Source organism: Streptomyces sp. NPDC046465 (genome assembly GCF_040646035.1).
Taxonomy (GTDB): domain Bacteria; phylum Actinomycetota; class Actinomycetes; order Streptomycetales; family Streptomycetaceae; genus Streptomyces.
On sequence record NZ_JBEYZK010000001.1, the window covers coordinates 409,008 to 428,780 of the forward strand.

Genomic DNA, 19,773 nt, shown 5'->3' on the forward strand with positions numbered 1-19,773 from the left:
GCAGTCCCAGGACCGGCCACCACCAGCGCCCCCACGCCCCACCCCACCCACGTGACGGTCAGCCACTCCATGAAGCCGATTCTCCGCCGCCCGGTCCTCCTGGGCGCCGCCCCCATCGCCGCCCTGGCGGCCCTCGCGCTGACCGGATGCGCGGGGCCGACCGGTCTCGGGCCGGGCGAGAGCGCGCCGTCCGTATCCGTGCAGCCCCACCCCGAGGCGGTCTGGCCCGCCTGGGCGGGCTCGTCCCCGCAGGCGCCCGGCGCCGAGGCCTCCACCAAGCAGCCGCCGCCGCGGCCGCTGAAGGGCCTGCCGAAGGTCGGTTCAAAAGGGCTGGCCTCGCTGGACGTCCACGCGATCCTGCGGGCCGACCCGCGCACGAAGCCGCTGGCAGGACGCGGCATGATCGACCGGCCAGGACAGGCCGGTCTGCGGCCGCCGATGTTCGTCGACCTGACCGGCGACAAGAAGCCCGAGATGCTCGTGGCCGCCGACACGGAGAGCGGCCGGTCCCTCCTGGCCGTCTACACCGAGCACGACGGCAAGGTCTATCCGATCCTGTTCACCTCCGGCAGGAACCTCGGCGTGGAGACGATCGGCCCCGACCTGCTGGTGCGCACGCCGTGTTCGGAGGGCGGCGAGCAGGCCGTGCGCTTCCACTGGGACGGCGCACGGATGTCCACGGTCAGCGACATCAAGAACTACAAGAGGCCGCCCCAGCCGACCTCCACCTCCACCTCCACCTCCACTGATACCGCCACCGATACCGCCTCGTCCGAGCCCTCCGAGGCGACGGGACAGCCCCCCGCGTCGCCCGTCTCCCCGCACCCCTCCCACCCCTCCCACGGAGGCCCTTGATGCCGCGCGGCGCCGAGGCCGGGCACGGAGCCCTGGCCCGCGTCCGTGCCGTGCTCAACAGCCTCGGGCTGCGCTGGAAGATCGCCGCGCTGCTCGCCGCGGGCTGCGCCGTGGTCGCCGTGGCCATCGGCCTGCTCGTCCACCATGCCCGGCTCGACCAGGTCACCACGAGCGCCCGGTCCGGGGCCGTGGCGCAACTCGTCCGCATCCGCCAGCTGTACGAGCTGTCGGGCCAGGTCGACCAGGACCAGGACGACGGCACGGACGCCGTCCTCGACGATCCCCGGCTGCCCGCGCCGTTGCGGGAGGCGGCGCTTGCCGGGCAGCGCACCACCTACCTCGACATGGCGTCGGACGATCCGTGCGTCTGGGCGGCCCGGCCGGTCGGCGACCATCCGCGGCACGTCCTGTCCGTCCGTGAGTCCCTGCGTGAACAGGCCGACGAGATGGCCGAGTTCGACCGTAAGGTGATCGTCTCGGGCGCCGTCGTCGTCGGCCTCGCCGCGCTCGGCGGCGCGGGCCTGTCCAGCAGGCTCAGCCGCGAACTGCGCACCGCGGCGGCCATCGCGCGCCGCATCAGCCAGGGCGACCTCGACGCCCGTATCGACCACCCGCGCCCGTCCCGCGGGCAGCACGGCAGGAACGAGGTCGCCGAGCTGGCCACCGCCGTCGACACGATGGCCGCCTCCCTGCAGCAGCGCCTGGAGGCCGAGCAGCGCTTCACCGCGGATGTCGCGCACGAGCTGCGCACCCCGTTGACCGGGCTGCACACGGCGGCCGAGCTGCTGCCGTCGAGCCGTCCGACCGAGCTCGTCCGCGACCGCGTCTGCGCTCTGCGCACCCTCACCGAGGACCTGCTCGAAGTGGCCCGCCTCGACGCGGAGGTGGAGAAGCCGGACCTGTCGGTGCACCCGTTGGGGCAACTCGTCACGGACATCGCGGAGAAGGCGGACGCCGCGTGCGCGCCGGTGGGCACCGTCGGCGAGACGTTCGTACGGACCGACGCGCGGCGTCTTGAGCGGATCCTCACCAACCTTGTCGCCAACGCCCACAGGCACGGCGGCGCACCGGTCGAGGTGCGGGTCGACGGTGCGGAGGTCACGGTCCGCGACCACGGGCCCGGGTTCCCCGAGCACCTGCTCGCGGACGGCCCCCAGCGCTTCCAGACCGGCGCGCGCGGCCAGGGCACCGGTCTGGGCCTGACCATCGCACTCGGCCAGGCTCAAGTGATCGGCGCCCGGGTGGAGCTCGCCAACGCGGGGGACGGCGGGGCGGTGGCGGTGGTGCAGCTGCCGAAGGCGTGACCGGACGCCCGACCTGTCGCCCCTCGTCCCACCGGACCTCCGGCCTGACGCCCCACCGGGCCCCTGACCGGGCCGTACCGTACGGGAGTTGGGCGGGTTGAATCCTGGTTCAGGTCGGCGTTGGCGGTGACGGCGGTGACTACGCTGGCGGCATGACTCCCCGCCTCGCCCCACAAGCCAAGGAAATCACCATCGGCGAGCTCGCCGAGCGCAGCGGAGTCGCTCCCTCCGCCCTGCGGTTCTACGAAAGCGAAGGGCTCGTCAACTCCCGCCGCACCGCGGGCAATCAGCGCCGCTACCGCCGCGACACCTTGCGTCGCGTCGCCTTCATCCGCACCTCGCAGCAGCTCGGCATGCCGCTGGCCGTGATCCGCGAGGTGCTCGCCCTGCTCCCCGAGGACCGCACGCCGAACCGCGCGGACTGGGCCAGGATCTCCGCGTGCTGGCGCGAGGACCTCGACACCCGCATACGCACCTTGCAGCGGCTGCGCGACAACCTCACGGACTGCATCGGCTGCGGCTGCCTCTCGCTCTCCAGATGCTCGCTGTCCAACACGTGGGACGCGCTGGGGGCGCGCGGCCCGGGTCCGCGCCGTCTGGTGGAGCAGCAGATCCCGTGCAGCACGGGAAGCTGCGGATCCGCCCCGGAGAAGGACGCTGAGAAAGCCCCGGAGAAACAGGAAGAAGACGTCTCGTAGCGTGGCCGCATGACAATGTCCGCATGACAATCTCCGCACTGATCGAGCGCATCGAGATCGACGGCAGTCCCGCCACCGCCGAGGCCCTGCTGTGGCCCGCCCTCGTCCAGACGGGTCACTTCACCGCGATGCAGGTAAGAGGCGGCAAGGTGCGTGGCCTCGACCGTCATCTGGCCCGGCTCGACGCGGCCACTCGGGAGCTCTTCGGGCACGCGCTCGACGGGGACCACGTGCGGGGCCTGGTACGGCACATCCTGCGCGACGACATCACGGAGGCGTCCGTACGGGTCTACGTCCACGCCCCCGAAGGGGAGCCGTCCCTCATGGTCACCGTGCGGCCGCCCATGGAGCTGGCCGCCACGATGGAGGGCCGCGCCCAGTCGCTGCGGTCGGTGCCGTACCAGCGGCCCTTCGCCCACATCAAGCACCTGGGCGGCTTCGGGCAGGCCCGCCACGCCGATCTGGCGCGGCGCGCGGGGTTCGACGAGGCGCTGCTCACCGGCCCGGACGGCGCGGTCAGCGAGGGCGCCGTCACGAACATCGCCTTCTTCGACGGCCGGGAGGTGGTGTGGCCGGACGCACCGCAGCTGCACGGCATCACGATGCAGCTGGTCGAGGCGGCCCTGCCCGCCGTCGGCCTGCCGACCCGGCACGCCCCGGTCACCCTCGCCGACCTGCCCTCGTACGCGGCGGCCTTCGTCACCAACGCCTGGGGGATCCGGCCCGTGCGGCGGATCGACGACGTCGCGTACGGGATCGACGAGCGGCTGATGGCGACGGTGGCCGGGGCCTACGAGACGGTCCCTTGGGACACGGTCTGAGCTCCGGCAGAGCTCCGGTGGGGCTCCGGCCGAGCTCCGGCGGGGCTCGTCCGGCGGACGGGGTCACCCATTCACCGGCGCCGTGCGCACCCTTCGAACACTCACTCCTCATACGCCGGTGACCTGCTGGAACGCACTCTTCACGGCGTCAGGAAGGCCCCGATCACGGCCTTTCTGAAGCCTCATCAGGAGGCGTGCGGCGCCGAGTGGCACTTACCTCGGTAGAGCGGGGTTCGACCGACGCAGCGGCACTTGGGGGTGCCGCGGGCCGTGCTCGCGCGAAGGCCCTCGGAGGAACGAGCACATGCGCAAGTCCCGCCTGCTGACCGGTACCGCTCTCGCCGTGGCGGTGGGCGCCCTGGCCCTCCCCGCCGCCTCCGCCGCCCCCGGCCCGCCCGCCGGGGACCTGCAGATCCAGCCCGCCACCGTCACCCCCGGTTCCCCCGTCACCGTGCACACGACCGCCTGCGGCCCCGGCGGGACCGCGACGGGCGACGCGAGCGCGGTGGGCGCGGGCCGGTTCACGCTGGCGCCCGGCGCGCACGCGGAGAGCGGCGAGGCCACGGCCGGCCGGTTCGAGGTGCCGCCGTCCGCGCAGCCCGGCACGTACGAGATCGTCGCGAAGTGCTCCGGGTCCGGCGGCTCCGGAGCCAAGGACAAGCAGGTCGCGGGCGATCTCATGGTCACCATCACCTCCACGGCGGCCGCCGGTGAACTGCCGCAGCGACATCCGAGGGGACATGTGAAGACGGGGGTCGGCGGCGCACTCGGCCCCGACCCCGTGCAGACCGCGGCGGGAGTGGCGGCCCTGGCCGTCGCCGCCGCGGGCGGTACCTGGCTCCTGCACCGCCGGGCGAGAGGCGACAGGATCTGACGGACACCCTCCGCTGTCCACCGGTACCGCCACCCCTTGCTCCCTCCCGGCCCGTGTCCCCTCTCGGGCCGGGAGGGGGACGAGGGACCGGCCCGTCCGACCCCGAGGGGGACGCCGTATGCGCCGTGCACACCGTGCACCCCAGTCCCGTACGGGAACCCGTACGCGATCCCGTACGGGGACCCGCGCCCGCAGGAGGACCGGCAACGCCGTCATAGGCACCGTCACCGCCGTGGCGCTGTGCGCCGGGGCGTGGCTGCTGAGCAACGGCGCCGCGTCGCACCCGCCGCCGCAGCCCTCCGCCGACCAGGCCGCGTCGGCCGGACCCGGCGTCCGCCACCACCCCTCGCCCGCCCGCGACCTCGGCACCGCCCCCCTCCCGCCGTCCCCGCCCGACCGCGTGCGGATCCCCGCGATCGGCGTCGACACGCCCCTGATGGGGCTCGGCCTGACCCGGCAGGGCAGCCTCGACGTGCCGCCCCTGGACCGGAAGAACCTGGCGGGCTGGTACGAGGCGGGCACCACGCCCGGCGAGCGCGGCACCGCCATCGTGGCCGGGCACGTCGACAACAAGGAGGGCCCCGCCGTCTTCTACGAGCTGGGCGCGCTGCGCAAGGGCCGCACGATCGAGGTCGAGCGCAGGGACGGCAGCGTGGCCGTGTTCACCGTCGACGCGAACGAGGTGTACGACGCCGCGGACTTCCCCGACGAGAAGGTGTACGGCGCCGCGTCCCGGCCGGAGCTGCGGGTCATCACCTGCGGCGGGAAGTACTCGAAGCAGACCGGGTATCAGGGCAACGTGGTGGTCTTCGCGCACCTCACCTCGGTGCGCTGAGCGGCCTCCGGAGCACGCCGAGCCCTCCCCCGCCGATGCCGACGCACGTGCCTCACGCCAGCCACTGCTCGTACGCCATCTTCACCACGAGCGCCAGGACCGTGGTCAGCAGGACGACCCGGACGAAGCCGCTGCCCTTCTTCAGCGCCGTGCGCGCGCCGAACATGCCGCCCGCGAGGTTGAAGACGGCCATGAGCCCGGCCAGCTGCCACAGGACCGCGCCCTGCCAGGCGAACATCGCGAGGGCGCCCGCGTTGGTGCAGCAGTTGACGATCTTCGCGGTGGCGGAGGCGGAGACGAGGTCGAGGTGGAGCACGGCGGTCAGGGCGAGCACGAGGAAGGTGCCGGTGCCGGGCCCGATGAGGCCGTCGTAGAAGCCGATGCCGAGGCCCGCGAGGCCGATCGCGGCGAGGATCCGCTTCGGGGACGCGGGCCCCGTGGCGGGCGCGGTGCCGAAGGCGGGCTTGAGGATCACGAAGGCGGCGACGGCGAGCAGCACCACCATGATCACGGGCTTCAGCACCTCGGTGCTCATGCCCGCCGCGAAGAAGGCGCCGCCCATCGAACCGGCGAGCGCGGCGAGGCCGATCCGTACCGCGGTCGGCACGTCGACGGGGGTCTTCCTGACGTACGTCACGGCGGCGCCCGTCGTCCCGACGATCGCGACGGCCTTGTTCGTGCCGAGGGCGTGCGCGGCCGGGGTGCCGCCGGGCAGGCCGAGCAGCAGCGCGGGGAGCAGCAGCAGACCGCCGCCGCCGACCACCGCGTCGATCCAGCCCGCCGCGAGGGCGGCGAGACAGAGGACGACGACCGTGGTCAGGGATATGTCAGGCATGATCGCGACCTTAGGTTCGGGAAGATCGCGCCGTCCACGAAATCGTGGAGAGTTGAGCGTCTTCTGAGGTCACGGCCCGATCAGGGACCGATCAGGGCGCGGCCTGCGGCGCGGGTACGCCCGCCGGAGGGCGGTCGGGGGCCGGGGGCGCCGCCGGGTCGACGGCGAGGGCGAGCGCCGTGGCGACGAGCGCGCTCGCGCCCGCGAGGCCCGCGGCGAGCCTGCGGCGGGCCTGGAGGGTGGGGCCCGGGGCGGGGGCGGCGGGTTTGCGGTGGCGTCCCATGGACCGGGTGACCAGCTTTCTCGGGCTCGGAGGGGCGGAGGTGGGGGTGGGCGCGCGCGGGAGCGCGCCGGGGGCAGAGGGTTCAGAAGGTGAAGCACTCCGCGTGGACGCGTTCCTCGGGGACGCCCGCGCGCACGAGCGCCACCGTGGCCGCCGCGGACATGCCGGGCGGGCCGCAGAGGTAGACGTCGTGCTCGGCGAGGTCGGGGATCAGATTGCGCAGGGCCTGCGGCGCGAGCGGGTCGAACGCGGCGTCGGAACGGCCGAGCAGGAAGTGCAGCCCGGCCTGTCGGCGCGCCGCGATGGCCTCCAGCTCCTCGCGCAGGACGAGTTGCTCGGCGCTCGCCGCCCGGTAGAGCAGGGTGATGTCGCCGGGCCCGCCGGGCAGCGTCTCGAACAGGGCCCGCATCGGGGTGATGCCGACGCCGCCCGCGAGGAGCACCACCTTGCGCCGCGTGCGCCGGTGCGCGGTGAGCGCGCCGAAGGGGCCGGTGGCCAGGACACGCGTGCCGGGCCGCAGGCGCCGCATCCGGCGGGTGTGGTCACCTGCCGCCTTGACGGTGATGCGCAGCGTGTCGTCGCGGACCGGCGCGGAGAGGGAGAAGGGCAGCGCGGTGTGCCAGAGCCTGCGCTGCAGGAAGCGCCACCGGAAGAACTGGCCGGGTTCGGCGCGCAGCCCGTCGACGCCGATGCCCTGCACGACGACGGAGACGACGCCTGGCCCCTCTCCGCGTACCTCGACGACGCGCAGGCTGTGGCGCAGCGCCTGCCGTACGGGGACGACGAGGCGGTACCAGCCGAGCAGGACGGCGACGGTGGCGTGCGGCAGCGACCAGAACCACAGGGTGAGGCCGCTGCCCGCGACGTCCGGCCCCGCGAGCTGGTGGGCGAAGGCGAGGGCGGCGCCGAGATAGGTGAGCAGGTGTACGGCGCGCCAGGTCTCGTGCGGGATGCGGCGGCGCAGGGCGCGGGCGGAGGTGGCGCCGACGACGGCGAGCAGGGCGGTGCCCGCGGTGGCGGCGGCGAGGCCGGGGTAGCCGAGCAGGTCGAGGGTGGTGTGCAGGAGGTCGGTGCCGGCGTGGGCGGCGTAGCCGCAGAGGGCGAGGAGGGCGTGGGCGGCGCACAGGCTCAGTACGTACCGGCCGCCGAGGGCGTGCCGCCGCGCCAGGAGGTCGGCGCCGACGCCGTGCTCGACGGCGGGGACGCGGGCCATCAGGAAGAGCATGACGAGGATCCCGTACCCGGCGAGCAGCCCCGTGAGGTGCGCCCCGGTGGCGAACAGCACGTCGAGCCGTGCGGACGGCTCCATCTGCACGGCCCACAGCACGGTGACGGCGAGGCCGCCCCCGAGGACGCCGGTGCGCAGGGCGCGGGGCGAGAGGCGGGCCGGGGGAACAACGGTCGGCGGCCGGGTGGCCGGAGGTTGGGTGGCCGGAGGTTGGGTGGCCGGAGGTTGGGTGGCCGGAGGTTGGGTGGCCGGAGGTTGGGTGGTCAGCGGCGGGGTGTTCGGCGGTGGCGGCGCGGGGCGCGTCTGGTGGAGGTACGCGGCCAGTGCGGGGTACGCGTCGAGTCGGGGGTCGGCTGCCTCGGTGGTCACGGCCGCACACTAGGCGCAGGGAAGTGCCGGAAGTTCCTGGTCAGCGGCGTTCCCGCGATCTTTAAGGCGGCCTTGAGGATCGCCTCAACGGGGGTTAAGCAACGGGGGTTGGGCAAGAGGGGTTACGCAAGAGGGGTTGTGCAAGGGGGGTGGGCAACCGGGTCGGGCGACCGGTCCTCACAGCTCGCCCCCACCCCCGCTGAGGGCAGCGTTCCCCCGGGGAAACAGGTCCGATCCTGACGGGTAACACCGGCACCGCAGGCTCCTGTACATGACCTCATCAGCGCAGCCGCTACCCGTCGGCACCGCACCGGCCGACGGTGTGGTGGTGATCGGCGCGGGCCTTGCCGGTGCGCGGGTGGCGCAGCGGCTCGGTGCGGGCACCGTACTGATCGGCGAGGAGGAGCACGCCCCGTACAACCGCGTGCTGCTCGCCGAGGTCCTCGCGGGCCGGTACGGGCCGGACGTGATCGCGCTGCCGAGCGTGCCGGGGACGGTGCTCCGTACCCGCGTGGTCCGCGTCGACCGCGCCGGGCGCCGGGTGCACTGCGCGGACGGCAGCGTCGTCCCGTACGGCACGCTCGTCCTCGCGACGGGCTCGAACCCCGTACTCCCGCCGCTGCGCGGCCTGTTCACGCACGCCGAGGGTGACCTCCCGGGCGGTGTGCACGCCTTCCGCACCATGGACGACTGTCTCGCGCTGTCCGCGGCCGTGTCGCCGGGCGTCCGCGTCGTCGTCATCGGCGGTGGTCTGCTCGGGGTCTCCGCGGCCCGCGCCCTCGCCCGGCGGGGCGCCCAGGTCGTCCTGACCCAGCAGGCCGAGCGCCTGATGGAGCGCCAGCTCGACCCGATGTCGTCGCGGCTGGTGCACCGGCACCTCACGGATCTCGGCGTTGAGGTGCACACCGAGTGCCGGGTACGCGGGGTACGCGTCGTCGACGGCGCCGTGCGCCGCGTCGAGCTCGCCGACGGCTACCTCCTCGACACCGATCTGACCGTCCTCGCCTGCGGCGTGCGCCCCCGCACCGGTCTCGCGCAGGCCGCGGGCCTCGACGTACGCCACGGGATCGTCGTGGACGACCTGCTGCGGACGTCCGATCCGCACATCCGGGCCGTCGGCGACTGCGCGGAGCACGACGGCCGGGTCTACGGCCTGGCGACGCCCGCCGTGGAACAGGCGGACGCCCTCGCCGCGGCCCTGGGCCAGGAACTCGGCCAGGAATCCGGTGAGGAACCCGGCCAGGGACCCGCCGGGGCCTCCCCGCGCCCCTATACCGGCACCCGCACCCTCACCCGTCTCACCCTGCCGGGCCCGAGGCCGCTGGACCTCGCGGCCTTCGGGGACCCGGAGCCGCGCCCCGACGACGACGTCGTCCAGCTCACCGACGCCACCCGCGGCACCTACCGCAAGGTCGTCGTCCGCGGGGGCCGGCTGGTCGGCGGCGTCCTGCTCGGCGAGCTCGGGGCGGTCGGGGCCCTCGCCCGCGCCTGGGAGGCCGACGACCCGCTGCCCGACGACGACAGCCCGCTGCTCCACCTGCTCACCGATCCCCACGCTCGCGACCTCGTTCGAGCCGGGGAGACCCCCATCGGAGGCCGCTGACATGCCGACGCCCACCCAGACCACGAACCCCCGCCCGACCCTCGTACTCGTCGGACACGGCATGGTCGGCCAGCGGTTCCTCGAAGCCGCCGCCGAGCAGGGCCTCACGGCGAGCCACCGGATCGTGGTGCTGTGCGAGGAGCCGCGCCCCGCCTACGACCGCGTGCAGCTCACCTCGTACTTCTCGGGCCGCACGCCCGACGAACTCTCGCTCACCGACCGGGAGTTCCTCGACGAGCACGGCATCGAGCTGTACGTCGGCGACGCGGCGCAGAGCTTCGACCGCGAGGCCAGGACGGTCACGGCACGCTCGGGCGCCGTGTTCGCGTACGACGCGCTCGTGCTCGCCACCGGCTCCTACCCCTTCGTGCCGCCGGTGCCCGGCAAGGACGCGGCGGGCTGCTTCGTCTACCGCACCATCGAGGACCTGCTCGCCATCGAGGAGTATGCGAAGCGGCACGCCACGACCGGCGCGGTCGTCGGGGGCGGGCTGCTCGGCCTGGAGGCGGCGGGCGCCCTGAAGGGGCTCGGACTCGCCACGCACGTCGTGGAGTTCGCGCCGCGCCTGATGCCGGTGCAGGTCGACGAGGGCGGCGGCGCCGCGCTGTTCCGGACCATCACCGGCATGGGCCTGACCGTGCACACCGGTACCGGCACGCAGGAGATCGTGACCGGTGAGGACGGCGCCGTGACGGGCATGAAGCTGTCCGACGGGAGTGAACTCGCCACGGACATCGTGGTGTTCTCCGCCGGTGTGCGGCCGCGTGACCAGCTCGCCCGCGAGCACGGCCTGACGGTCGGCGAGCGCGGCGGCATCACGGTCGACGAGCAGTGCCGTACCAGCGACCCGCACGTGTACGCGATCGGCGAGTGCGCGCTGGCGGCGGACGGCCGCGTCTACGGCCTGGTCGCGCCGGGATACGAGATGGCACAGACGGCGGCCGCCACCATCGCCTCCCAGGAGGCGAGCTTCACCGGCGCCGACCCCTCCACCAAGCTGAAGCTGCTCGGTGTCGACGTGGCGTCGTTCGGCGACGCGCACGGCACGGCGGAGGGCTGCCTCGACGTCGTCTACACCGACTCGCGCTCGGGCACGTACAAGAAGCTGGTGATGGCGCCGGGCGGCGAGCTGCTCGGCGGAATCCTCGTCGGCGACGCGGACGCCTACGGGCTGCTGCGCCCGCTCACCGGGTCCGTACCGCCCATCCCCGCCGAGCAGTTGGTGCTGCCCGCGGGCACGGGCGCCCCCGTCGTGCTCGGCCCGGAGGCGCTGCCCGGCTCCGCCGTGATCTGCAACTGCCACAACGTCACCAAGGACCAGATCTGCGCCTGCTCCTCGCTGCCCGAGGTGAAGAAGTGCACCAAAGCCGGTACGGGCTGCGGCAGTTGCCTTAAGGTGATCGGTCAGCTGCTGCCGAAGAGCGGCGACGACGGGCTGTGCGGCTGCTTCGCGCAGACCCGCCAGGAGCTGTACGAGATCGTGCGCGCCCTGCGCGTCACCTCCTTCCGCGAACTCCTCGACGGACACGGCCGCGAGGAGGCGCGCGGCGGCGAGGGCTGTGACGAGTGCAAGCCCGCGGTCGGCTCGATCATCGCGTCGCTCGCGCCGACCATCGGCGCCGGGGGCTACGTCCTCGACGGCGAACAGGCCGCACTGCAAGACACCAACGACCACTTCCTCGCCAACCTCCAGAAAAACGGCTCCTATTCGGTGGTGCCCCGCATCCCCGGCGGCGAGATCACACCGGAGAAGCTGATCGTCATCGGTGAGGTGGCGCGGGACTTCGGGCTCTACACGAAGATCACCGGCGGGCAGCGCATCGATATGTTCGGCGCGCGCGTCGAGCAACTGCCGGTCATCTGGACGCGCCTGGTGGACGCGGGCTTCGAGTCGGGCCACGCGTACGGCAAGGCGCTGCGCACCGTGAAGTCCTGCGTCGGGCAGACCTGGTGCCGCTACGGCGTGCAGGACTCCGTGCGGATGGCCATCGATTTGGAGCTGCGCTACCGGGGCCTGCGCGCCCCGCACAAGCTGAAGTCGGCGGTCTCCGGCTGTGCCCGCGAGTGCGCCGAGGCCCAGTCCAAGGACTTCGGCGTCATCGCCACGGCGAGCGGCTGGAACCTGTACGTCGGCGGCAACGGCGGCGCCACCCCGCGCCACGCCGACCTGCTCGCGCAGGACCTCGACGACGCCGGACTGGTGCGCCTCATCGACCGGTTCCTGATGTTCTACATCCGCACCGCCGACCGCCTTGAGCGCACCGCGGCCTGGCTCGACCGGATCGACGGCGGCCTCGACCACGTGCGGGACGTCGTCGTCCACGACTCGCTGGGCATCTGCGACGAGCTGGAGTCACTGATGGCCGCGCACGTCACGCACTATCGCGACGAGTGGGCCGAGACCCTGGACGACCCGGAGCGGCTCGCGCGCTTCGTCTCCTTCGTGAACGCCCCGGGCGTGCCCGACCCCACGGTCGGCTTCGTTCCGGAGCGTGACCAGATCAAGCCGGACCTCCCCCTGCTGTCCATCAGCCCCCGCCCCCTGGAAGGAGCCGCACGATGAGCGACTCGACCGCCTCGACCGCTTCACACGCCTCGCACCCCGCCCACGCCTCGCACGCCGCCCACGCCGCCCACGCCGCCCACGTCCAACTGCGTCTGGACGACGACTGGTTCGCGATCTGCGACCGTACGCAGCTGATGCCGGGCCGGGGCCTCGCGGCCCTGCTGCCCGACGGCCGCCAGGCGGCGCTCTTCCTCGACCGCGAGGGCCGTGCGTACGCGATCGACAACCGCGACCCGTTCACGGGCGCCTCGGTGCTCTCCCGCGGGCTGCTCGGAACGGAACGGGGTCGGCCGTTCGTCGCCTCGCCGCTCCTGAAGCAGCGGTTCGACCTGGAGACGGGGCGGTGCCTGGACGACGAGGAGGTGTCGGTCACGGTGCACCCGGTCCGGGTTGCCTGACCGGGTTGCCTGACCGGGCACACCGGAGTTTTGCTTGACCGATCGTTCCAGAATCACGTAGCGTCTTCCTCGTGGCCAGGACCAAGGAATTCGATCCGGACGCCGCGCTACAGTCGGCCCTTGAGCTGTTCTGGCGGCGCGGCTACGAGGCGACGTCGATGGCGGACCTCGTCGAGGCGCTCGGCATCGGGCGCGCCAGCATCTACGCGACCTTCGGCAACAAGCACGAGCTGTACCTGAAGGCGCTGGAGCGGTACGCCGCGCTCCAGGACCCGCGCCTGCTCGCCGAGCTCTCGCAGCCGGGCCCTGCGCTGCCCGCCGTCCGCGCGGTGGTGCGCCGGTTCGGAGCCGAGTCCTCCTCGACCGAAGGGCGCCTGAACGGCTGTTTCATCACCAACACCGCGGCCGAACTGGGCCCGCACGACGCGTCGGCCGCCCGCTGCGTCGAGCGCAGCTGGGAGCACATGGAGACGCTGCTGCACTCCGCGCTCGTCCGCGCGCAGGCACAGGGCGAGCTCCCGGAGGACCGCGACCCCCTGGCGCTCGCGCGTCTGCTCCTGACCCTGATGCAGGGGCTACGCGTGATCGGCAAGGCCTCGAAGGACCCGGCGCGCACCCGGGACGCGACGGAGCAGGCGCTGACCCTGCTCGACTGAGCCACCACCCACCCCCCGGCCGCTCCCTTTCCATGCCCTGATACTGAACCGATCGTTCAAGAAAAGAGCACCGTCATGACCGCAGCACCGCGCACCCGCTTCACCGGCCGCACCGCCCTCGTCACCGGCGGCGGCTCCGGCCTCGGCAGGGCCATAGCGCTCGCCTTCGCCGCCGAGGGCGCGAACGTCGTCGTCGCCGGGCGCACCGAGGGCCCCCTCAAGGAGACGGTGGACCTCATCGAGGGCGCGGGCGGCACCGCCCTCGCCGTCGCCGCCGACGTCTCCCGCTCCGCCGACCTGGCCGCTCTCGTCGCCGCGACCGTCGACCGCTTCGGCTCCCTGGACGTGGCCGTGAACAACGCGGGCGTCCTGCGCGCCGGTCAGCCGGTCGCCGACCTGCCCGAGGAGGACTGGCGCCTGATGCTCGACATCAACGTCACCGGCGTACTGCTCGCCCTGCAGGCCGAGGTCCGGCAGATGCGCACGCAGCCCGCGGGCGGGGCCGTCGTCAACATCGGCTCCACGCTGGGCGCGCACTCCAGCGTCCAGGGCCTCGCGGCGTACGGGGCGACCAAGGCCGCCGTCTCCGCGCTGAGCCGCGCGGCCGCCGCCGAGCACATCCGGGACGGCGTCCGCATCAACACCGTCAGCCCCGGCTCCTCCGACACCACCATGTCGTTCCGCCCCGGCGAGACCGAGGCCGAGCGGGCGGCCCGCATGAAGGAGTCGACGCCGCTGGGCCGCGTGTCGACGACCGGGGAGATCGCCGCGGCCGTGCTGTACCTGGCGTCCGACGAATCCGGCTCGGTGGTCGGCGCGGACCTGGTGGTCGACGGCGGCGCCGCGGCCTGAGGGGCCCCCGCCCGGCAGGGCCCCCTGCCGTAGGCTCCCCCTCCGACTTACTGTTGAGTAAGAAATCGACGGAGAGGGAGCCTTGCCATGGCCGCGTGGACCACGAGCGACATCCCCGACCAGAGCGGCCGTACGGCCGTGATCACCGGCGCCAACAGCGGCATCGGCTACGTCACCGCACGTGAACTGGCCCGCCGCGGCGCCCGCACCATCCTGGCCTGCCGCAGCGAGGAACGCGGGAGCGCGGCGGTGGCCCATCTGCTCACCGAAGTGCCGGGCGCGCACGCCGAGTTCGCCCGGCTCGATCTCGGAGACCTGGCATCCGTAAGGAAGTTCGCGGCGGCGCACGAGGACACCCGCCTGGACCTGCTGATCAACAACGCGGGCGTGATGGCGCTCCCCTTCCACCGCACCGCGGACGGGTTCGAGACGCAGTTCGGCGTCAACCACCTCGGGCACTTCGCCCTCACGGGACTGCTGCTCCCGCGCCTCCTGGAGACCCCCGGAGCGCGGGTCATCAGTGTCTCGTCCGGCCTGCACGCGCTCGGCAACATCGACATCGGCGACCTCAACAGCGAGCGGCGCTACCGGCGCTGGATCGCCTACGGCCGCTCCAAGACGGCCAACCTCCTCTTCATCCACGAGCTGGCGCGCCGCCTCGCCGCCACCGGCGCCGACACCGTCGCGGCCGCCGCCCACCCCGGCTACGCCTCGACCAACCTACAGACCGCGGGACCCCGGATGGAGAACCGCAGGGTCGCCGAACGCATCGTGGAGCTCGGCAACCGGATCGTCGCGCAGTCCGCCGAGGCCGGCGCGCTGCCCACGCTGTACGCGGCGACGGCGCCCGGCGTGCGGCCCGACTGGTTCACCGGCCCCGGCATCCTCGGACTCCGCGGGGCGCCCGCGCCGTCCTGGCGGGCGAAGTGGACGCGGAACGACGTGGCGGGCGAACGGCTCTGGGCGGCGTCGGAAGACCTGACGGGCGTACGGTACGACGCCCTCAAGGGCTGAGCACCTGCCCCTGAACGGCGCCTGTCCCTGAACCCCGCCTGTGCGCCGTCCGCCTCACGCGGCCCTGCGCAGCCGCAGCGCCGCCAACGGCATGAAGCCAGGCCCTTCGCCCTCGGTCGAGGCGTCCCTGCCTTCGAGGCGCCGCAGCATGGCGACCGCGATCCGCTCCCCCTGCGCCTTGGCGCGGTCCGCGTTCGGCCCGCGGTGCAGGCCGTCGACGGCGGCCTGCCACAGCTGCACCCAGCGGCCGAAGTGCGCGGCGGTGAGCGGGCGCGCGGCGTGCAGGGCGGCGTGCGGGGCGAAGGCGTCGCGGCGGTAGTCGGCGGTGCGGAAGAGCGCCCGCTCCCAGAAGTCGGCGATGCGCGGCAGATGGGCGTCGAGGTCCGTACCGGCGATCTCCGTGAAGAAGGGGCCGATCAGCGGGTCGGCGAAGGCGGCCGTGTAGAACCGGCGCAGGAGCACGTCGAGGTCGGCGCGGGAGGCGATGTCCACACGTACGACTGTGACACGGGCGAGGGGTGCGGCGGCGGGGGAACACGGGATGTGCGGGGCGTCCATGCCTCCACGGTCCGCCCCGTGCCCGGCCTCTCCCAGGGCCGAAGGTCCCGCTCAGCGCAGGTCCGAGGCCTCGAAGACGGCCCGTGCCGTCGCGTCGTCGGCGCGGGTGGCCAGCCGCCGCAGCTCGGCGCAGCCGGTCCGCAGCAGCCCGTTCTGCCGCGCGGTGCGGGCGCCGGTGTCGAGGCGGTGCAGGAGCAGCGGGTTGTCCACGAGGATCTGCGGGTCGAGCTCGACGCGGTTGCCGAGCGAGTCGCACAGGACCAGGCGGGCGGCGACGCCTTCGCTGCGCCGCACGGCGGTCAGCAGGCAGGTGCAGACGTGCCTGCGGCGCCCGAGCCCCCGTACCGCGAGCCAGCCGGGCCCCGCGGTGACCCGTACGGGGTGCAGCACCAGGTAGAGCAGCGCGGAGAGCCCGGCCCACAGGCCGGTGCGGGCGGGCGTGAGCGTGTCGTCGGCCCGGTCGATGAGGAGGACGAGCCCGAAGAGCGCGCAGGCGCAGAAGACGGCGGACCGCACACCGGCGCCCCAGCCGCGGTCCGAGACGGTCCCGTACGGAGTCCCCCGCCCGTAGGGCGACCCCGCCACGGCTCGCGCGTCGCCCTGCCTCGTCCTGTTGTGTCCCATGTGCGGCACCGTAGAAGGTCTGCGGGACCGCGTCGTCATCCTTGACGTGGTGCATACACATGTTGGGCTCTCCTTGACGACGCGCTGACGGTTCTGTCGCCGGTTCCGCCGGGTCGACACTCGGCCGCAACACCCCTGTCGTAATCCCTCTGCATGGTTGATCGTTGAGCCGGGCACACAACGCCATGCCACCGACGTTCCGACACCACGCAGGCCGACGCAGTCCGACACCACGCAGGGGGACGACCAGCATGACCATCAGCCGCAGGACACTGCTCGGGACGGGCACGACGGGCGCGGCACTCGGGCTGCTCACCGCGTGCGGGTCCAACACCGGCCGCGACGGCGGCGGTTCGGGCGGCAAGGGACCGCGGCTCGCGCAGTGGTACCACCAGTACGGCGAGCCGGGCACCGAGCAGGCGGTGAAGCGGTACGCCGCCGCGTACAAGAAGGCGGACGTCAGCGTCCAGTGGCGGCCCGGCAACTACGACGAGCAGACCGCGGCGTCCCTGCTCACGGACTCCGGGCCCGACGTCTTCGAGGTCAACGGCCCGTCCCTGGACCAGATCCGGGGCGGCCAGGTCGTCGACCTCACCGACCTGTTCGACGGCGTGAAGGACGACTTCAACCCGGCGGTGCTCGCTCCCAAGACGTACGACGGGAAGATCTGGTCGATCCCGCAGGTCGTCGACATGCACCTGCTCTACTACCGCAAGAGTCTGCTCGACGAGGCGGGCGTGCGGCCGCCGCGCAGCCTGGACGAGCTGGTCGACGCGGCGAAGGCGCTCACCACGAAGGACGTGAAAGGCCTCTTTCTCGGCAACGACGGCGGGGCGGGCGCCCTCGGCATCACGCCCCTGTACGCGGCGGGCCTCTCCTCCGTCACCGAGGGCGGCGAGGTCGGCTTCGACGATCCGGCGGCCGCCCGCACCCTCGGCAAACTGCACCAGCTGTACGCCGACAAGTCGCTGCTGCTCGGCGCGCCCGCCGACTGGTCGGATCCGTCCGCGTTCGTGCAGGAGCTGACCGCCATGCAGTGGTGCGGGCTGTGGGCGCTGCCCGCCGTGAAGAAGGAGCTGGGCGACGACTTCGGCGTGCTGGCGCTGCCCGCCGACGGCGCGGGCGGCAGGCCCGCGCTCCCCGTGGGTTCGTACGGCGCGGCGGTGAGCGCCCGCAGCGGCCACAAGAAGGAGGCGAAGGACTTCCTGAAGTGGCTGTGGATCGACCGGACGGAGTACCAGGAGGACTTCGCGCTGTCGTACGGCTTCCACATCCCCGCCAGACTCTCCCTCGCGAAGAAGGCCGCCAAGCTGAAGGAGGGCCCGGCGGCGGACGCCGTGCGCTACTCCACGGAGTACGGCTATGCCGAGCCGCTGCTGTGGACACCGGCGAGCCGCACCGCCTACCAGGACGCGCTGAGCCGGATCATCAAGTCCGGCGCGAACCCCGAGAGCGAGCTCAAGTCCGTCGTGCGCAAGGTGCGGGTGGAGCTGGACCGCGCCAAGAAGAAGTCGTGAGCGGGCAGCAGTCGGCGCCGGACACCCGGGAGCGAGTCGTGGCGAAGGCCCCCCGCTCCCCCCTCCGAAACCGCCTCCTCGGAACCCAGAACCGCACCCTCTGGTTCTGGGTCTTCGTCGGCCCCTTCGCGCTCGGCCTGGTCCTCTTCACGTACGTGCCGCTCGCCTGGAGCGTGTACCTCAGCTTCTTCGACGCCCACAACACGGTCTCGCCGACCGACTTCATCGGCTTCGACAACTACACGTCGATCCTGCGGAACGACGCGTTCACCGACAGCCTCGTGACCTTCGCGGTGTTCTCCGCCTTCATCGTTCCGACGACCTTCGTCCTGTCGCTCGCCCTCGCCCTGATGGTGAACCGCGTGCGCCGCGCGCAGGCGTTCTTCCGGTCGGTCTTCTTCCTTCCCGCTGCGTGCAGTTACGTCGTGGCGGCGCTGATCTGGAAGCTGTCGATCTTCAACGGGGTGCGGTTCGGGCTCGCCAACACCGTCCTCGGCTGGTTCGGCGCCGACCAGACGGCCTGGCTCTCGACCACCGATCCGCCCTGGTACTGGCTGGTCATCGTCACCGTGCGGCTCTGGCTCCAGGCGGGCTTCTACATGATCCTCTTCCTGGCCGGGCTGCAGCGGATCTCCCCCACGCTCTACGAGGCGGCAGCAGTGGACGGGGCGCGGCCGGGCTGGCAGGTGCTGCGCCACATCACGCTCCCGCAGCTGCGGGCCACCTCGGTCGCCGTGACGCTGCTCCTCGTCATCAACGCCTTCCAGGCCTTCGACGAGTTCTACAACCTGCTCTCGGACTCCCAGGGGTATCCGCCCTACGCCCGGCCACCGCTCGTCTACCTCTACTACACGGCGCTCGGCCAGGAGCAGAACCTTGGCTTCGGCAGCGCGGGCGCGGTGATCCTCGCGCTGATCATCGCGGTGGTGACGATCGGCCAGGCCCGCTGGTTCGGCCTCGGCAGGAAGGAGGACTGAGGACCGTGACCACACCGGTGAAAAGGCCGCTGGAGGACGCTCTCGTCCGCGTGGGCCGCGCGCTGCGCGTCGTCCTCCTGATCGCCCTCGCGCTGCTCTTCCTGATCCCCTTCTACCTCCTCGTCCGCAACGGCCTCGCGTCCGAGGACGACATCACCTCGCCCGACTGGACGTTCTTCCCCTCCACGCTGCACTGGTCGAACCTCTCCGAACTGTTCGACGACCCGACGGTGCCGATGGCGCGCGCCCTGTTCAACTCGACGCTGATCGCGGTCGCGACGACGCTCGGCACGCTCGTCCTCGCCTCGCTCGCCGGGTACGGCCTGGCCCGCATCCCCTACCGGTACGCGAACCAGGTCTTCTACGCGATCCTCGGCACGATGATGGTCCCGGCCGCCGTCACCTTCGTACCGAGCTTCGTGCTGGTCTCCTCGCTCGGCTGGGTCTCCACCTTGCGGGGCCTGATCGTCCCCACCCTGTTCTCCGCCTTCGCCTGCTTCATCTTCCGCCAGTACTTCCTGGGCTTTCCACGGGAGTTGGAGGACGCGGCGCGGGTGGACGGCCTCGGCTACTGGCGCACGTACTGGCGGGTCGTGGTGCCGAACTCCCGCCCCGTCTTCGCCGCCGTCGGCACGATCGTCTTCATCGGCGCCTGGAACTCCTTCCTCTGGCCCCTGGTGATCGGGCAGGACCGCGACGCGTGGACGGTCCAGGTGGCGCTCGCCACGTTCACCACGTCCCAAGTCATCCGCCTGCACGAGCTGTTCGTCGCGGCGGCGGTGTCGATCGTGCCGCTGCTTGTGGTCTTCCTGTTCTTCCAGCGGTGGATCGTGGCGGGGGTGGAGCGGTCGGGGATCGACGACTGAGGCTGACCGGAGGCCGAACGGGGGCTGACCGGAGGCCGAA

20 protein-coding genes are annotated in these 19,773 nt (G+C 72.8%); 15 read left to right on the forward strand and 5 right to left on the reverse strand.

Annotated elements, in window-relative coordinates; genetic code table 11:
- Positions 1-69 precede the first annotated feature (69 nt).
- The 6 genes from ABZ953_RS01850 to ABZ953_RS01875 all read left to right on the forward strand — a co-directional run bounded on the left by ABZ953_RS01850 (position 70) and on the right by ABZ953_RS01875 (position 5,387).
- A complete protein-coding gene (locus ABZ953_RS01850; protein WP_361715000.1) occupies positions 70-855 on the forward strand; it encodes a hypothetical protein in 786 nt (261 codons plus the stop codon).
- The gene (locus ABZ953_RS01855) at positions 855-2,159 is read left to right on the forward strand and encodes a HAMP domain-containing sensor histidine kinase (protein ID WP_361715003.1); all 1,305 of its coding nucleotides are present in this window, start codon (positions 855-857) and stop codon (positions 2,157-2,159) included. The genes ABZ953_RS01850 and ABZ953_RS01855 overlap by 1 nt, the downstream gene beginning before the upstream one ends.
- Positions 2,160-2,311: 152 nt before the next feature.
- Positions 2,312-2,857, forward strand: a complete 546-nt coding sequence (soxR, locus tag ABZ953_RS01860) for a redox-sensitive transcriptional activator SoxR (protein WP_361715006.1) — start codon at positions 2,312-2,314, stop codon at positions 2,855-2,857.
- Between the two features lie 23 nt (positions 2,858-2,880).
- Positions 2,881-3,678, forward strand: a complete 798-nt coding sequence (locus ABZ953_RS01865) for an aminotransferase class IV (RefSeq protein ID WP_361715009.1) — start codon at positions 2,881-2,883, stop codon at positions 3,676-3,678.
- A gap of 304 nt (positions 3,679-3,982) precedes the next feature.
- Entirely contained in the window at positions 3,983-4,552 is a 570-nt protein-coding gene (locus ABZ953_RS01870; protein ID WP_361715012.1) for a hypothetical protein, read from the forward strand.
- 118 nt (positions 4,553-4,670) lie between these two features.
- Positions 4,671-5,387: a class F sortase gene (locus tag ABZ953_RS01875; RefSeq protein WP_361715015.1), complete on the forward strand. Its 717-nt coding sequence runs from the start codon at positions 4,671-4,673 to the stop codon at positions 5,385-5,387.
- 52 nt (positions 5,388-5,439) lie between these two features.
- Here ABZ953_RS01875 and ABZ953_RS01880 read toward each other — a convergent pair whose 3' ends face one another.
- The 3 genes from ABZ953_RS01880 to ABZ953_RS01890 form a co-directional block, all read right to left on the reverse strand.
- Positions 5,440-6,222: a TSUP family transporter gene (locus tag ABZ953_RS01880; protein WP_361715018.1), complete on the reverse strand. Its 783-nt coding sequence runs from the start codon at positions 6,220-6,222 to the stop codon at positions 5,440-5,442.
- Positions 6,223-6,313: 91 nt separating this feature from the next.
- Entirely contained in the window at positions 6,314-6,505 is a 192-nt protein-coding gene (locus ABZ953_RS01885) for a hypothetical protein (protein ID WP_361715021.1), read from the reverse strand.
- An 82-nt stretch (positions 6,506-6,587) separates the two neighbouring features.
- Positions 6,588-8,102: a ferric reductase-like transmembrane domain-containing protein gene (locus tag ABZ953_RS01890; RefSeq protein ID WP_361715024.1), complete on the reverse strand. Its 1,515-nt coding sequence runs from the start codon at positions 8,100-8,102 to the stop codon at positions 6,588-6,590.
- A 271-nt stretch (positions 8,103-8,373) separates the two neighbouring features.
- Between ABZ953_RS01890 and ABZ953_RS01895 the strand changes: the two genes are divergently transcribed.
- The 6 genes from ABZ953_RS01895 to ABZ953_RS01920 all read left to right on the forward strand — a co-directional run bounded on the left by ABZ953_RS01895 (position 8,374) and on the right by ABZ953_RS01920 (position 15,191).
- Positions 8,374-9,705, forward strand: a complete 1,332-nt coding sequence (locus tag ABZ953_RS01895; RefSeq protein ID WP_361715027.1) for an FAD-dependent oxidoreductase — start codon at positions 8,374-8,376, stop codon at positions 9,703-9,705.
- A gap of 1 nt (position 9,706) precedes the next feature.
- Positions 9,707-12,268 (forward strand): nitrite reductase large subunit NirB, encoded by a 2,562-nt coding sequence (gene nirB, locus ABZ953_RS01900; RefSeq protein ID WP_361715030.1) that lies wholly within the window; start codon positions 9,707-9,709, stop codon positions 12,266-12,268.
- Positions 12,265-12,669 carry a nitrite reductase small subunit NirD gene (gene nirD / locus ABZ953_RS01905; RefSeq protein ID WP_361715033.1) on the forward strand — a complete coding sequence of 135 codons (405 nt, stop codon included), beginning with the start codon at positions 12,265-12,267 and terminating at the stop codon, positions 12,667-12,669. Before nirB ends, nirD begins: the two co-directional genes overlap by 4 nt.
- Positions 12,670-12,740: 71 nt before the next feature.
- Positions 12,741-13,325 carry a helix-turn-helix domain-containing protein gene (locus ABZ953_RS01910; RefSeq protein WP_361715037.1) on the forward strand — a complete coding sequence of 195 codons (585 nt, stop codon included), beginning with the start codon at positions 12,741-12,743 and terminating at the stop codon, positions 13,323-13,325.
- Positions 13,326-13,400: 75 nt separating this feature from the next.
- Positions 13,401-14,177, forward strand: coding sequence for an SDR family oxidoreductase (locus ABZ953_RS01915; protein WP_361715040.1), 777 nt, complete (start codon positions 13,401-13,403; stop codon positions 14,175-14,177).
- 87 nt (positions 14,178-14,264) lie between these two features.
- The gene (locus ABZ953_RS01920) at positions 14,265-15,191 is read left to right on the forward strand and encodes an oxidoreductase (protein WP_361715043.1); all 927 of its coding nucleotides are present in this window, start codon (positions 14,265-14,267) and stop codon (positions 15,189-15,191) included.
- Between the two features lie 54 nt (positions 15,192-15,245).
- Here ABZ953_RS01920 and ABZ953_RS01925 read toward each other — a convergent pair whose 3' ends face one another.
- Together ABZ953_RS01925 and ABZ953_RS01930 are read right to left on the reverse strand one after the other, a co-directional pair.
- Positions 15,246-15,749: a group III truncated hemoglobin gene (locus ABZ953_RS01925; RefSeq protein WP_361715046.1), complete on the reverse strand. Its 504-nt coding sequence runs from the start codon at positions 15,747-15,749 to the stop codon at positions 15,246-15,248.
- Positions 15,750-15,800: 51 nt separating this feature from the next.
- Positions 15,801-16,373, reverse strand: a complete 573-nt coding sequence (locus ABZ953_RS01930; protein ID WP_361715049.1) for a hypothetical protein — start codon at positions 16,371-16,373, stop codon at positions 15,801-15,803.
- A 251-nt stretch (positions 16,374-16,624) separates the two neighbouring features.
- Here ABZ953_RS01930 and ABZ953_RS01935 point away from each other — a divergent pair, with 251 nt between their 5' ends.
- Genes ABZ953_RS01935 through ABZ953_RS01945 form a run of 3 tightly spaced genes read left to right on the forward strand, consistent with a single transcriptional unit; the run spans position 16,625 to position 19,733 of the window.
- Positions 16,625-17,890, forward strand: coding sequence for a sugar ABC transporter substrate-binding protein (locus ABZ953_RS01935; RefSeq protein WP_361715052.1), 1,266 nt, complete (start codon positions 16,625-16,627; stop codon positions 17,888-17,890).
- Between the two features lie 38 nt (positions 17,891-17,928).
- Positions 17,929-18,867: a sugar ABC transporter permease gene (locus ABZ953_RS01940; RefSeq protein ID WP_361715658.1), complete on the forward strand. Its 939-nt coding sequence runs from the start codon at positions 17,929-17,931 to the stop codon at positions 18,865-18,867.
- Between the two features lie 29 nt (positions 18,868-18,896).
- Positions 18,897-19,733 (forward strand): carbohydrate ABC transporter permease, encoded by an 837-nt coding sequence (locus ABZ953_RS01945; protein ID WP_361715661.1) that lies wholly within the window; start codon positions 18,897-18,899, stop codon positions 19,731-19,733.
- The last annotated feature ends 40 nt before the right edge of the window (positions 19,734-19,773 follow it).